This is a genomic window from Paraburkholderia sp. CNPSo 3272, assembly GCF_024206495.1.
GTDB lineage: Bacteria > Pseudomonadota > Gammaproteobacteria > Burkholderiales > Burkholderiaceae > Paraburkholderia.
Genome location: NZ_JAMBPQ010000019.1, coordinates 1 through 14,734, shown reverse-complemented (window position 1 = coordinate 14,734; position 14,734 = coordinate 1). Strand labels below are relative to the sequence as shown.

Sequence of the window (14,734 nt, the reverse complement as noted above, 5' to 3'; positions counted from 1 at the left end):
CCATGAATCAATGGATCATCATGTTGAAGTGCATACTGGAGATGATCCAGACCGAGAGCGCCACGACGATAAACAGGATCACAAGCGTGAACACGAAGCTGATCAGGTTCCAGCCGCCCTCCGACGAACGGCCCATGTGCAGAAAGTACACAAGATGCGCCACGACTTGCACGACCGCGAATATCACGGCCACAAGCAGCGTCGTCGCGCGCGGCAGCACCGGATGCATGACTAGCGCGAACGGGATGACCGTCAGGACGATCGAGAGGGTAAAGCCCGTGTTGTAGGACTTCGCGCTGCCGGGCGCTTGCCCGGCGCGGGTAGTCGCATGGTTTGCCATGGTCAGAATGCTCCGATGAGATAGACAATCGTGAATACGCAGATCCAGACCAGATCCAGAAAGTGCCAGAAAAGGCTCAGGCACGACAGCCGTGTCACATTCGTGGGCGTCAGTCCTCTAGTCGCCGCCTGATGCAGAACCACCGCCATCCAGAGCAGGCCGGATGCGACGTGCAGTCCGTGCGTGCCGACAAGCGCGAAGAAGCCTGACAGGAAGCCGCTGCGCTGCGGCCCGAAGCCGAGCGAGATCAGGTGACGGAACTCATGTATCTCCATGCCGATGAAGACGGCGCCAAGAATGAAGGTCAGGCTCAGCCACCGTAGCACGGCGCCCTGATCGCGCCGGTGCACGGCAAGCATCGAGTAGCCGCAGGTGATGCTGGAAAGCAGCAGCATGAACGTCTCGGCCAGCACGTATGGCAGCTCGAAGATGTCCTTCGGACCGGGCCCGCCTGCAAACGCACCGCTCAATACCGCGTACGACGCGAACAGCGAACCGAACAGGATGCAGTCGGACATCAGGTAGATCCACAGGCCCAACACCTTGCGCGAGCCCGCGTCGTGGCCGTCATGGGCGTTCGCGTTCGCGTTCGCGTTCGCGTTCGCGTTCGCGTTCGCGTTCGCGGGCATGGTTGTTTCAGTCAGCGAGTGCGTCGACATGTTTCAGATCTCGTGTCATGGGAGCGAGGCGCGCTTGTTCGATCCGCGCGACTTCATCGCCCGGAACGTAGTAACCGGTATCGTCGTTGTAGGAGCGGACGATCACCAGCGCGATCGTGGTAACGAAGCTTGCACCCGCGAGCCACCAGATGTGCCAGATCAGCGCGAAGCACAGCAAAAGGACGAATACGCTCTGGATGAACGGCATACCGGTGCTGCGCGGCATATGAACCGGCTCGTATTGGGTCGGGCGCGGCGGTAGTCCGCGCTTCTTCGCCTCGTGGAAGGCATCGACAGCATCCACGTGCGGCACCACGGCGAAGTTGTAGAACGGCGGCGGCGACGGCGTCGACCACTCCAGCGTGCGCGCATTCCACGGATCGCCGGTGACATCGAGATTCTGCTGGCGCTCGCGGATACTGACGACAATCTGCGCGATGAGGAAGCCGATCCCCGCAAGGATGAAGACCGCACCCACCCATGCGACCTGGAGATACGGTGTCCACGCCGGGTTATCGTAGTGATTGATGCGCCGGGTCATGCCCATGAAGCCGAGCATGTAAAGCGGCATGAATGCGAGATAAAAACCGATGACCCAGCACCAGAACGAATACTTGCCTAGACGTTCATTGAGCCTGAAGCCGAAGGCCTTCGGGAACCAGTAGTTCAAACCGGCGAAATAGCCGAACAACCCACCGGCGATGACCGTGTTGTGGAAGTGGGCGACGAGGAACAGACTGTTGTGAAGCAGGAAGTCGGCCCCCGGAATCGCGAGCAGCACGCCGGTCATGCCACCAATCGTGAACGTCACGAGGAACGCCAGTGTCCAGAGCATGGGCGTCGAGAACTCGACGCGCCCGCGGTATATCGTGAACAACCACGTGAAGATCTTTACGCCGGTCGGAACCGCGATGATCATCGTCATAATACCGAAGAAGCTGTTGACGTCCGCGCCCGAACCCATCGTGAAGAAGTGATGCAGCCAGACGAGGAACGACAGGACGCCGATTGCCAGCGTCGCGCCCACCATCGACTTGTAGCCGAACAGCTTCTTGCGGGCGAACGTCGAGGTAACCTCGGAGAAAATCCCGAACGACGGGAGAACGAGGATGTACACCTCTGGGTGTCCCCACGCCCATATAAGGTTGACGTACATGGTCGGATTGCCACCGAGTTCATTCGTATAAAAATGGAAGCCCAGGTAGCGATCAAGCGCAAGCGCTGCCAGCGCGACGGTCAGGATCGGGAAGGCGGCAATGATGATCACACTGGTGACGAACACCGTCCACGTGAAGATCGGCATCTTCATCAGCGTCATCCCCGGCGCGCGCATCCGGAGAATGGTCACGAAGAGGTTCACGCCCGTCAACAGCGTTCCCAGACCGGATGCCTGTAGCGCCCATATGTAGTAGTCCACCCCCACTCCCGGACTGAACTTTATGTCCGACAACGGTGGATAGGCGACCCAACCTGTCTGCGCGAATTCGCCTACGCCGAGCGACAGCATGACGAGCACGACACCCACGATGAACAACCAGAAGCTGAAGGCGTTCAGGTAGGGGTACGCCATGTCACGGGCCCCGATCTGAAGCGGCACGGCAATGTTCATCAGGCCCACGACGAACGGCGTAGCCGCGAAGAAGATCATGATCACGCCGTGCGCCGTGAAGATCTGGTCATAGTGATGCGGCGGCAGGTAGCCCGAGTGCCCGGGCCCGGCGAGCGCAAGCTGCGTGCGCATCATGATGGCGTCGGCAAAGCCGCGGACCAGCATCACGATTGCCACGAAGATGTACATGACGCCAATGCGTTTATGGTCAACCGTGGTAATCCAGTCGTCCCAGAGCACCGCCCATTTTTGGAACCAGGTGATCGCGGCCAGAACCGCCACTCCACCTACCGCGATGCCCGCCAGGGTGACCGCGATGATGGGCTCGTGCAATGGCACGGCCGCCCATGTCAATTTGCCGAACATGAATGGGTTACTCCTCTCTTTTCGACGAAGCGCTGAAGTTGAGAGCCGTATGTGCCGCGGCATCCGCTCCCGGAGCAACGAACTGGTCGATCACAGCCCTGAAAAGACCTGGCTGGACCCGCGAGAATTGCACTACGGCGGTTCCCTGGCTGGGCGTTGCCACTTTCTGGAACGTGTTGAAATCGAGCCGGTTAGGTGAGGTCTGGACCTGCTTCACCCAGCGCTGGAAGTCATCCTCGCTGGTGGCGGTTGCAATGAACTTCATGTCGGAGAAGCCGGGTCCGTTGAAATTACCCGACATACCACGGAACTTCCCCTCCTCATTTGCCATGAGGTGCAGCTGGGTTCGCATGCCCGCCATCGCGTAGATCTGGCCGCCAAGTTGGGGAATGAAGAACGTCCCCATCGTTGAGTTCGAGGTGATGCTGAACGCCACCTCGCGATGTGCGGGGAAGACCAGCTGATTGATTGTGGCAATGCCGAGGTCTGGATAGATGAAGATCCACTTCCAGTCGGTGGCGATGACTTCGACGTTGATGGGCTGGCCCGGCACGTCGAGCGGCCGGTACGGATCCAATGCGTTCGTCGATTTCCACACGATGGTCGCGAGTGTGACGATGATCAGTATCGGGATACCCCAGACCACGGCTTCGATCCGCGTGGAATGCGCCCACTCTGGCATATACCTCGCCTTGTGGTTCGCCGCCCGATACTGCCATGCAAAGACAAAGGTCAGCACGATCGCCGGCAAAACCACGATTAGCATTAATCCGGTGCACAGGACGATGAGGTCACGCTCCTGAAGCCCAACACTGCCCTTCGAGTTGAGCAGCACCCATCCGCAGCCACCGAGGCTTGACAGTCCTACGATTAGTACGCCAAAACGAAAAAATTTCCGGCAGATCTCTCTCATACGGGAACCTTGCTCTATGGCCGCTCTGTGAGGGGCATGGAAAGGGGCGAAGGAAGACTGCAGGATCCACAGAGGAACGTCATTTTGATAGCGCGTTCGATGTGCCTGCCCGGCCTACCGAATCATCGAGCCGCGTTGCCGCAGTGATTACCTGGCAAGTCGTCCTGAAAGTCGCCTTCCAGAGAGATGGTAAGCGCAAGGCGGCGAGCGACTCAAATGCACAATGGTGTGGGGACATCGCCGCATCGACGGGAGCAAGTTTCGCTTCCCCCTCATCCAAAGTGTCATTGCGTCCGAATTGGGCATGCCATAAATTCGTTCACAAGCCGACGCTCAACACGCAGATTTTCCCCGACGTCCACACATGGCGGCATCTCTGCAGGAGGCAATTCCCCGTAGATGCCCGCCGTATGCATATGCGCTGTTCAGTGTCGCTAGCGCCGTGGCGGGAGCGCTCCGCCCTTTAAAAGCATTGCCTGCTTCATCCATCGAACGTAGTTTGTCTCCATGGCGGGAGCGCGATATGGACATGTATCCCGCCAAGAGGAGGATTTCAAGTGGATTGCGAGAAGACAGCCAACATGAACGACTCGATAGACTATAAGGACGCTCTGTCCGCACGTGTTCAAAAAAATCCCGTTCGGTTCGCGCAAAAATGTGACCTGCTGTACAACGCGTTTGTCATTGCTGTCTGCAGCTGGGCGGTAGTCGAGTTTCCTTTGGAACTCGGCGGCTCGATCGATCCCAACGGTCTGCTCGCCTTGGTGGTGTCGAAAGTACTGCTCGGCCTCATCGGTACCGCCGCCATCGCCAACCTGCGCTTTGCCCGTCAGGTTTTCACGTTCATCTGCGGCGTGGGCGCGTTCGCGATAGCACCGGCATTACCCCTCGAGTACACGCGCTGCGTTGCCATAGCAGTCTTCTCGACGGTTGAGTGCATTGGCAAAGCAGCGTGCGTTGCATCGTTCGCCATCGCGTCGTCGGCAGGAGGAAGCGTTGACGCCCATCTGAGCGTAAGAAAGCGAACGACCGACGACCAAACATGAGCTTCGTCCTCGATTGGATCGGCCGAGGCAGCGTGCCAGGCGGGCAGCGTCGACACTTGCACGTCAGACCATGCCCCGTACGTGCGATCGCTCGCAGGAACGCTGCGCGGCATTCGTGCCTGACTCTCCCGGAGCGATGCTCGAACGCGTCGCTAGCCTACCGGGAGGAACGGCGACCGGAGCGCACACAGCCTGCGGGTGCATGGTCAGGTCGCTCGCGTAGTCTTCCGGCGGTATGCGGACCGCCTTACGCGATGTTTTGCAGCGCGGCCTTTGGCGCACCGTCGGGAAAAAGTCTTCGCGCCATGCCTATGAGTTCAGCGAGCGAGCGGGCGTTCATCTTTCGCATGACTTGCCTGCGGTGCATCTTTACGGTGATTTCTACGATGCCCATCTCGGCCGCCACCTGCTTGTTCAAAAGCCCGGTCACGACCAACGCCATGACCTCGCGCTCGCGCCCACTGAGTGAGGCGTGGCGATCCCTGATCGACTGCAGCCCGGCTTCCTCGCTCAATGCCACGCGGCTGCGCTCGATGGCGTTCCGGATAGCATCGAGCAGGACCTGGTCGTCAAAGGGCTTGGTGAAAAATTCAATCGCGCCAGCTTTCATGGCCTGCACTGTCATCGGCACGTCGCCGAAGGCGGTGATGAAGATGATCGGCGTGTCGGTACGCTCGGCGGCAATGAGACTCTGAAGGTCGAGGCCGCTGAGATCGGGAAGCATGACGTCCAGCACCAAACAGCTCGGCGCCTTAACGCGAGGGCGCTTGAGAAAGTCCTGTGCGCAGGTGTACGTCTCTGCTCTGAGACCGGCAAAGTGGATCATGGCTTCGATTGCCTCACGCACCGAGATATCGTCGTCGACGACGAAGACGATCGGTGTGGCTTGCGCCGGCGAGAATTCCGATTCACGTTCAACTACTAGGGCTGGTGTCACTGAGAACTCCATTCGTAGGCACCCGGATGGATCATTTGAGGTGGAGCGCGGCCCGGATCGCGCCGAGTAGCGCAGTGTCGCTGAATGGTTTAAAGAGACATTCAACGGCACCCTGCTCTAACACGCGTGGGCGGAGGGCTTCATCTCCATGCGCTGTAATGAAGACGATAGGAACCGTGTGCCAGCGTCGCACCAGTTCGCGCTGCAGCTCTCGGCCGGACATGCCGGGCATGCACATATCGAGGATCAGGCAGTGCGCCTCACCCACACAGCTGGAGGCCAGGAACGCCTCTGCCGAAGCAAAGGCCTGCGCCGCGAAGCCGAACTCGCGCAACAGGTCAGGCAGCGATTCGCGCACCGACTCGTCGTCGTCGACCACCGCGATAAGCGAGCGTTCGGCCATCACAGGTCGCTCACGAACTGCTCTGCGTCCGGGCGCACCGGCAAGCTCTTATTGACAGAACGGTCCGCGGGCGCCTCGAATTCGGCTCGAGACGGTAGCGAGAATGAAAACGTCGCACCAAAGCGCTCATTCGAGGTGGCCGACAAGCGGCCACCGTGGCTCTCGATGATGCGTCGGCATACGGACAGCCCGATGCCCATCCCTTCCCTCTTGGTCGTAAAAAACGCGTCGAACAGCCTGCCCGCATTCTGCGGCTCGATGCCCACGCCGGAATCAGTGACAGCAAGTCGCACGTGGTCGCCATCCTCGCGCTCTATTTTGACCAGCATTTGCCGTGGGCGATCATCGATGCCATTCATCGCCTCTACGGCGTTGAGAAGCAGGTTCAGCACCACCTGCTGAAGCTGGACCCTGTCGCCTGTGGCCGGCGGCAGGTTTTCGGCAGTTTCCAGTCGTAGCACGATCCGCTTGTTGCGCATCTCTGCGCGCAGTAGCTCAATGACGTCGTTTGCGGCTTCGACCAGATCGACGGCATCCTTCGTCAACGCTTTCTTGCTGAACATTGCGCGCAGACGCGTCATCATCTCCGAGGCGCGGTGTCCATCCCGGATCGTGCGCTTCACGGTCCCGAGCGCACCCTCGACATTCGGCGGCTGGGCGCTCAGCATGCGCAAGCCTGTGCTGGCGTTGGTCATGATGCCGGCCAGCGGCTGGTTGATCTCGTGTGCAATCGAGGCGGTCAGCACTCCCAGGCTGTTGACCCGGCTTGCGTGGGCTAGTTCGACGCGCAGGCCGTAGAGCGCTTTTTCGGACTCGCGGCGCTCGGTGACATCGTGTATAGCGCCGATGTAGTCCAGCCAGCCCTGCGGGTTATGCGTGGCATGAGCCTGTATGCGCAGATACCTGACCGAGCCGTCGGACCGCAGCAAGCGGTGCTCGAACTCCAGGTGCTGGCCGTCTTTCGCCCGCTCGATCATTTCGTGCAGTAGATGAAGGTCGCCAGGGTGGACTCGCGCGGCGATCGTGTCCAGCGTGATCCTCACACCTGGCTCGACGCCGAAGATTCGATAGAGCTGTTCCGACCAGGTGAATGAACCGGTCTCCGGGCGCCAGCTAAAGCTTCCGCTCAAGGTGAGCTGCTCCACTTTGGCCATCAGCGCCGCGCTCTTGCGCATTTGCTCCTCCGCCTGCTTGCGTGCCGTGATATCGCGCGTGACGCCCAGTTGCACGATCGCGCCGTCGCAGTCGTGCATCGGCGCGGCATGGGTTTCGAGGTGCCGTCGCTTGCAGTGTGGCGAGATGAAGTCAAACTCCAGGACGCCATCCTTCCCCGAGCAAATGTTTCTGTTGAACTCGACATACCGCGCGCGATGTTCAGGAGCCACGAAATCGAAGTAACACGCTCCGATCACGCCTTCCGCACGCATCGGTCCCAAAGCGCGGCGTGCAGCCGAATTGACCCACAATACCGTTCCGTCGTTTGCGAGGACCGTCACGCAGTCCAGTGTCGTGTCAACGATCGCACGGAAACGCTCCTCACTTCGCTTCAGTGCGAGTTCGCTCCGTGCACGCTCGATCGCAATACTCGCAAGGTGTGCAAGCCGCCCTGTGAGATCGGATTGAAACGCAGTGGGGGTTCCAGGTTCCGACCGGAATATCGTGAATGTACCCAGCACTTCGTTTGTACGCGACAGGATCGGCGTCGCCCAGCACGCGCGCAGACCGTGCGCGAGACTCAGATCGCGCCATGCCGTGGGCCAACGTGACTCGGACGCGATATCCGATACGATGACCTGCTCGCTGAGCGACGCTGCTAATCCGCAAGGTCCCAAGTCCAGGTGGACGCGGCCGCCACTCGAAGGATAGGTGTAGGTCAAGGCGAGGCCTGGCGCATTCACCTGCTGGAATGACATATCGCTGGGTTCGATCAACGCGATGCTGCAGAAGCAGTCGCTCGCGATCTGTTCGACCAGCCGGCATAAGTCATCGAGAACCGTGGGCAAAGGCAGGTTCATGGCGACCATTTCGAGCAGGCGCTTCTCGCCCGCAAGCAACGCCTCGGCTCGCTTCCGGTCGTCGATGTCTGTCTGCAGGAAGTACCAGAGAGCGATTCGCCCCTCCTTGTCCTGCAACGGAAAGCCTTGTACGCGAAACCATCGATAAACGCCGTCAGCGCGACGATGACGGGACTCAAAATCGTAAGGCTCGCCGGTTCTGATCGACGCATAAAATCGGGCAACAGTCGCACGCCGATCATCTGGGTGGGTAAAGTCTCTGCCAGTCCACTGCTTCAATTCTTCAACCGTCGCGCCTGAATATTTGAGCGTATGGCGGTTGGCTTGAAATACCTCTCCCTCCGGCGTAAAGAGAATCACACGCGTAGGCAGCCCGTCCACGATGAGCCGAAAGCGCTCCTCGTGTGCCCGCAGGGCAGCTTCGGCCTGCTTACGGTCCTCGATATCCGTGTTGATCCCGCACCACTTCACGACTTTTCCGGCAGCGTCGACGACTGGGCCGACACGGCAGAGAAACCAGCGATAGGTGCCATCAAAGCGACGCATCCGCGCTTCCGCCTCGCCCCGCACACCGGAAGCAATGACGGCTCGCCAGGTCTCAAGCAGTGCGGGTCGGTCATCGGGATGGATCGCCGACTGCCAGCCCTCGTCACACGCGTGCTCGACGGAAAGCCCCGTATATTCGCACCATGGGCGATTGACGAATTCAATGCGGCCGTCCGGCAGTGCGGTCCATACCAGGCCCGGGAGCGCATCCACAGTACGACTGAGCTCATTTTCCATCGTGGTTCTTCTCTCCAGGCGCGCTGCCAGCGCGAACTTTTCCGATTTGCGCCCGAGTCGGTGCGCGATGCGTCTGGGCGTCATCGATCGCCCGTCGCCAAAGCGTGTGAATGCCAGCCCGGCATCCCGGATTTCGTCGAACGATATGCCCGCCTGGCGCGTCCCGGTCGGCACCAACAGCCGGAGCGGCGGTCGGCGAGTTCGCTTCGCGCTTCTGCTCGCGAAAAATTAAATATTCCCTTCAAAATAAGTCGTTCCGATGCGACTATTGTTAGTCTGGATATGCCTGAAGTCGTGAGGAGACGGTGATGTTGAGGTGGAATTTTGGTGAGGACGGCTTTCGGCGATCCGAGCCCCAGGTGGCATAACTCGAATCCGATGCGCGTCGATCTCGCCGTCGATCCTGCACTCAAGGTCCTTGTCGACGACGATCCTCTCGTATGGCGCGACGTGGATCGCAGCTTCGAACGCGTTCGACATCGCGTATTCTTCTGGCCAGCGTTTAATGATGCCGATGGAGCCTTGATGGCAGCCGTCGCGACTCGCCGTATAGCGCCTCGACGTAGGGCACGCTCGTGCGGACGTTATTCAGCAAAGCTATAATTCTGATAACCGGCCGGCTGGAGGAGAGACCCGATGGACGACCTCCAAGTGGGGAACTGGGTGGTCACCCCCAGCCTCAACAGCATCTCATCCCTGGGCGGGATCGTTCGCGTCGAGCCGAAGGTAATGGAAGTCCTGGTGTGCCTGGCCCGGCACCCCGGAGAGACGGTTTCCAAAGAGCAGCTGTTTCAAGCCGTGTGGCCCAAGATCGTGGTAAGCGAGGATGTATTGAAGCGCTGCATCGCCGAGCTACGCCGCGCCTTCGACGACGATGCCCGCAATCCCCGCGTCATCGAGACAATCTCGAAACGAGGTTATCGACTGGTCGCACCGGTAACTGCAGGCAGCGCCCCGCCTGCCCACACTGAGCGCGTGGTAAACGATTCCATTGCGGTACTACCGTTCATCAACATGAGCGCAGATCCGGAGCACGAATATTTTGCCGACGGAATCACCGAGGAAATCATCGACGCGCTCGCCCAGATCCCGGAGCTTCACGTCGTGGCACGAAGCTCCGCCTTCTCGTTCAAGAGTAAGCACATCGACCTGCGCATTGTTGGCGAGCAACTGAACGTGCGCACCGTTCTCGAGGGAAGTGTGCGCAGAGCGGATAACCGTCTGCGTATCACGGCGCAGCTCGTGTCTGCGGTGGACGGATATCATCTCTGGTCGGAGCGCTATGACCGTGAGCTGAAGGATGTGTTTGCAATTCAGGAGGAGATTGCACAAGCGATCGTCCAGCGGTTGAAGTTCACGTTCCCGTGGGGTTCAAGAAGCCTGGTGAACCCTGGAACCCCAAATCTCGAGGCCTACGAGTCCTACCTGAAGGGTCACGCTCTGCTCTACAAAAGGGGCCCCGCCATTTCCCGTGCCCTCGCCTGTTGCCAGCGGGCCGTGGATCTCGATCCAGGCTATGCACTGGCGTGGGCAGATCTTGCCGATTGCTACTCGATGCTTTGCTTCTACGGTTTTGCGGCTCCTCAGGCTTTCATGCCAAAGGCAATCGAGGCCGCTCGACACGCGGTGGCACTGGATCCATCGCTCGCCGAAGCTCACTGCACCTTGGCTCTCGCCTCCCTCATCTGGGGCTGGAACTCGGCGGAAGCCGAGCGTGAGTTTCTTTGCGCGCTGCAACTGAATCCGAAGTACATCTCGGCACTCGGCTGGTACGGAAGCGCTTATCTCCAGTTCTCTGAAGGGCGACTGGCGGAGGGAATGGAGCAAGCGAAGTTAGCCCTGAAATCGGACCCCCTATCAGCCTACGCACACGCCTTATACGCACTGACCTGTCTTGTCGCAGGCAAAACCGCTGAAGGCGTGGAGGTCAGCCGACGCGCCGTCCATCTCGATGCCGAGAGCTTCCTTGCTAACTGGGTGCTGCAGATGGCTCTGCTGTCGAATGGCCAGTTCGAAGCGTCCATCGCGGCGGGAGAATCGGCCTTGGCCATGTCCGGCCGGCACCCTTGGTCTATGGCGTGGCTTGCCGTGGCCCTCGCAAGTTGGGGCAAAGCCACTGAGGCCGACGCGGTTTGCGCCGAAATGCAGGCCCGATCCCGCCGTGAATATGTGACGCCGACGTCACTCGCTATCGCGGCTTGCGCGGTGGCGAGGAAGGACGAGGCGATTCGCTACGCCCGCGAAGCGTACGAAATCCGCGACGCCAACTTCTTTTTCTTCTCCCGATATTTTCCTTTGTCATACCGGTTGTACCGTTACCCCGAGTTTTGCGAAATCATTGCGCAAATGGGGCGCAGTGACTGGTTGCGCGATCAACCGCCACTGACGGCTACGCAAGAGCTACGTGCGCGGGAATGATTGTAGGTTGCGCATGGCTGCCTGCACAACTACAGCAGTGTCATCTCTACGGACAAGCCGAATGTATTTGCCGTCTCTGCCAGTACGCGAGGCGCCCGGCAGTCGTCATACACACACGTGCCGTCACTCTGCGCAACTCAGGCGACCGACGAGTGGCGCCGTTCGATTGACTTTACGGAGCCCCCGCGCCGCCTTCTCGTTGACCAACGTCTAGAGCAGTTCCTTCAGTGCCATCAGACAAGCCATCGGGCCGTCGAGTTAAGCCAGCTCTCTCAAACGGCCCACTGCACAATGGTTTACCTACATCTATGTGTCGACAGGTAGCGGCGTCATGTCGTATGTAACCCAAAGTGTATTTGCGTCTTCGCTCGCCTTACTCTAGATTGGCTCGTAGGCGGAAGCCTTTTCGCGGGTTTAACGAAGGCGGCCGACTGAGTCAAGCCGAGAGACTAATGTTCTGTCAAGCCATTGACGTTGCGACGTGGAGTATCTCCCCGCTTAGTGGACCGAATCTCCTCGAGCAGACATACCTCTGAGTTTCATGGGCAATCTAGTGCCGCAAGGGAGTGTCGTCTCCGTTGACTGGGGATATAAGGATTGGGTTTCAGTTCGCGCTCATCGGCGCACTGCTGATTATGGTCACGCTGCCGAGAATCGACTTTATTGAGGCGAGTTTCTTAATTCGCACTACGAAATTGAAAGTCAAAAGAACGGGAAGATCTACGAATTGGATTCCTCCGAGCGTCTCAGGCAAGGAAGGTGCCTGCCGTTAATACTCGCTCCTGATGTGCGGACGCGAGCGGCAGCGAACGCAGCATGCATCCACGCACAGCATCCAGCGCGGCGCGTTGAGCATTTCACACAGTTCATGAGCCAATCCCCGTTGCCGCCTCGGTCGAAACCGGCTGCACAGTCTTGATACGGATTTCAACTATGTCAGACTCTCCTCTCACATCACGCCGCGGCTTCCTGCGTACGGCGGCGGTCCTGGTTCCCGCAGGAGCGCTTGCCGGCTGCGAACGCGGCTCGCAGGCTTCCTCCGGTACTGCGCAGCAAGGCGCCCAGCCTTCCGGGTCCGCAGGCGCGGCGCATCAAGCCCACGGAGACTACAAACCGCGCTTCTTCGACGCGCGCGAGTGGGCCTTTCTCGAAGCCGCCACCGACCGTCTGATTCCCGCCGACTCCGAAGGCCCCGGCGCGCTGGAAGCCGGCGTGCCCGAATTCATCGACAGGCAGATGGACACGCCCTACGCGCACGGCGCGCTCTGGTACATGCAGGGGCCGTTCCAGCAAGGCGTGCCCGAACTCGGCTACCAGCTGAAGCTCGTGCCGCGCGACATCTACCGGCTCGGCATCCAGGCCGTGAACGCCTACTGCGCGAAGGCCTACGGCAAGGACTTCGACGCGCTCGACGCCAGCACGCGCGACAGCGTGCTCACCGCGCTCGAGGCGGGCAAGGTCGAACTGGACGGCGTGCCGGCCTCCGTGTTCTTCGGCCAGTTGCTGCAGAACACGCGCGAAGGCTACTTCTGCGACCCGATCCACGGCGGCAACCGCAACATGGCCGCGTGGAAAATGATCGGCTTTCCCGGCGCACGCGCCGACTTCATGGATTTCGTGAACCAGAACGGCAAGCCCTATCCGTACGGCCCGGTCTCGATCAACGGGGAGCGTACGTAAATGGCGATCAAAAAACCTCACGTCGATGCCGTCGTGGTCGGCTTCGGCTGGACCGGCGCGATCCTCTCGAAGGAGCTGACCGAAGCGGGCCTGAACGTGGTCGCGCTCGAGCGCGGCGAGTATCGCGACACCTACCCGGACGGCGCGTATCCCAACACCATCGACGAGCTCACGTACAACATCCGCAAGAAGCTCTTCCTCGATCTTTCGAAGACCACTGTCTCGATCCGCCACGGCGTGAACGACACGGCCCTGCCCTACCGCCAGCTCGCCGCGTTTCTGCCCGGCGAAGGCGTGGGCGGCGCGGGCCTGCACTGGTCGGGCGTGCATTTCCGCATCACGCCTGAAGAGCTGCGCCTGAAGAGCCACTACGAAGAGCGTTACGGCAAGAAGTTCCTCCCCGCAGGCATGACGATCCAGGACTACGGCGTCACCTATGACGAACTGGAGCCGCACTTCGACTTCGCGGAGAAGGTGTTCGGCACCTCGGGCCAGGCGTACAAGGTGAAGGGCAACGTGGTCGGCGACGGCAATGTGTTCGAAGCCGCGCGCAGCGACAATTTCCCGTTGCCCGCGCAACTGAATACCTATTCGGCGCAGCGCTTCTTCGACGCGTCGAAGTCTCTCGGCCTGCATCCCTACCGCCTGCCTTCGGCGAACACGTCGGGACCGTACACGAACCCCTATGGCGTGCAGATGGGTCCGTGCAACTTCTGCGGCTTCTGCAGCGGCTACGCGTGCTACATGTACTCGAAGGCTTCGCCGAACCTCAACATCCTGCCCGCGCTCAAGCAGGAAAAGCACTTCGAACTGCGCTCGAAATGCCACGTCCTGCGCGTCGAACTCGACGACACCAAAAAACGCGCCACGGGCGTGACGTATATCGATCCGGCGGGCCAGGAAGTGTTCCAGCCTGCCGATCTCGTGATCGTCTCGGCGTTCCAGTATCACAACGTGCACCTGCTGCTGCTCTCGGGCATCGGCAAGCCCTATGACCCGGTTTCGGGCGAGGGCGTGGTGGGCCGCAACTTCGCCTATCAGAACCTCTCGACCATCACGGCGTTCTTCGACAAGGACACGTGGACGAACCCGTTCATCGGCGCGGGCGGCAACGGCGTGGCCGTGGACGACTTCAACGCCGACAACTTCGACCACGGGCCGCCCGGCTTCGTGGGCGGCTCGCCGCTGTGGGTGAACCAGGCGGGCGTGAAGCCGATCAGCGGCATCGCCACGCCCGCGGGCACGCCGAACTGGGGAGCAGGCTGGAAGAAGGCCGTGAAGGACCACTACGCGCACACCATTTCGATGGACGCGCACGGCTCCAACATGTCGTACCGCGACGTGTACCTCGACCTCGATCCGACCTATCGCGATTCGTACGGCCAGCCGCTCCTGCGCATGACCTTCGACTGGAAGGACAACGACATCAAGATGGCGCGGTACGTGACGGGCCAGATGCAGAAGATTGCCGAGGCGATGGGCCCGAAGGCCATCAACGTCTACACGCGCGAGTTCGGCGCGCACTTCGACTCGCGCCGCTATCAGACCACTCACCTCGTGGGCGG

At 60.3% G+C, this 14,734-nt stretch carries 11 protein-coding genes; 4 read left to right on the top strand and 7 right to left on the bottom strand.

Annotated features, from left to right (window positions below; all coding sequences use genetic code 11):
* Positions 1 to 7 precede the first annotated feature (7 nt).
* Genes cyoD through cyoA form a run of 4 tightly spaced genes read right to left on the bottom strand, consistent with a single transcriptional unit; the run spans position 8 to position 3,887 of the window.
* Positions 8 to 340: a cytochrome o ubiquinol oxidase subunit IV gene (cyoD, locus tag M3I53_RS22215; protein WP_254318007.1), complete on the bottom strand. Its 333-nt coding sequence runs from the start codon at positions 338 to 340 to the stop codon at positions 8 to 10.
* 2 nt (positions 341 to 342) lie between these two features.
* Complete coding sequence (cyoC, locus tag M3I53_RS22210; RefSeq protein WP_375542566.1) at positions 343 to 969, bottom strand: cytochrome o ubiquinol oxidase subunit III; 627 nt, start codon at positions 967 to 969, stop codon at positions 343 to 345.
* Between the two features lie 7 nt (positions 970 to 976).
* A complete protein-coding gene (gene cyoB / locus M3I53_RS22205) occupies positions 977 to 2,974 on the bottom strand; it encodes a cytochrome o ubiquinol oxidase subunit I (RefSeq protein WP_254318005.1) in 1,998 nt (665 codons plus the stop codon).
* 7 nt (positions 2,975 to 2,981) lie between these two features.
* A complete protein-coding gene (gene cyoA / locus M3I53_RS22200) occupies positions 2,982 to 3,887 on the bottom strand; it encodes a ubiquinol oxidase subunit II (protein ID WP_254318004.1) in 906 nt (301 codons plus the stop codon).
* Between the two features lie 581 nt (positions 3,888 to 4,468).
* Between cyoA and M3I53_RS22195 the strand changes: the two genes are divergently transcribed.
* Entirely contained in the window at positions 4,469 to 4,933 is a 465-nt protein-coding gene (locus M3I53_RS22195; RefSeq protein ID WP_254318003.1) for a hypothetical protein, read from the top strand.
* 247 nt (positions 4,934 to 5,180) lie between these two features.
* Here M3I53_RS22195 and M3I53_RS22190 read toward each other — a convergent pair whose 3' ends face one another.
* Genes M3I53_RS22190 through M3I53_RS22180 form a run of 3 tightly spaced genes read right to left on the bottom strand, consistent with a single transcriptional unit; the run spans position 5,181 to position 9,245 of the window.
* Positions 5,181 to 5,870, bottom strand: a complete 690-nt coding sequence (locus M3I53_RS22190) for a response regulator transcription factor (protein WP_254318002.1) — start codon at positions 5,868 to 5,870, stop codon at positions 5,181 to 5,183.
* 31 nt (positions 5,871 to 5,901) lie between these two features.
* Entirely contained in the window at positions 5,902 to 6,273 is a 372-nt protein-coding gene (locus M3I53_RS22185) for a response regulator (RefSeq protein WP_254318001.1), read from the bottom strand.
* Complete coding sequence (locus M3I53_RS22180; RefSeq protein WP_254318000.1) at positions 6,273 to 9,245, bottom strand: PAS domain S-box protein; 2,973 nt, start codon at positions 9,243 to 9,245, stop codon at positions 6,273 to 6,275. Before M3I53_RS22180 ends, M3I53_RS22185 begins: the two co-directional genes overlap by 1 nt.
* 462 nt (positions 9,246 to 9,707) lie before the next feature.
* On the opposite strand from M3I53_RS22180, the gene M3I53_RS22175 reads away from it, so the two are divergent.
* The 3 genes from M3I53_RS22175 to M3I53_RS22165 form a co-directional block, all read left to right on the top strand.
* Positions 9,708 to 11,489: a winged helix-turn-helix domain-containing protein gene (locus M3I53_RS22175; RefSeq protein WP_254317999.1), complete on the top strand. Its 1,782-nt coding sequence runs from the start codon at positions 9,708 to 9,710 to the stop codon at positions 11,487 to 11,489.
* A 924-nt stretch (positions 11,490 to 12,413) separates the two neighbouring features.
* Entirely contained in the window at positions 12,414 to 13,169 is a 756-nt protein-coding gene (locus M3I53_RS22170; RefSeq protein ID WP_254318101.1) for a gluconate 2-dehydrogenase subunit 3 family protein, read from the top strand.
* A partial coding sequence (locus tag M3I53_RS22165; protein ID WP_254317998.1) for a GMC family oxidoreductase occupies positions 13,170 to 14,734 on the top strand: 1,565 nt, incomplete at its 3' end.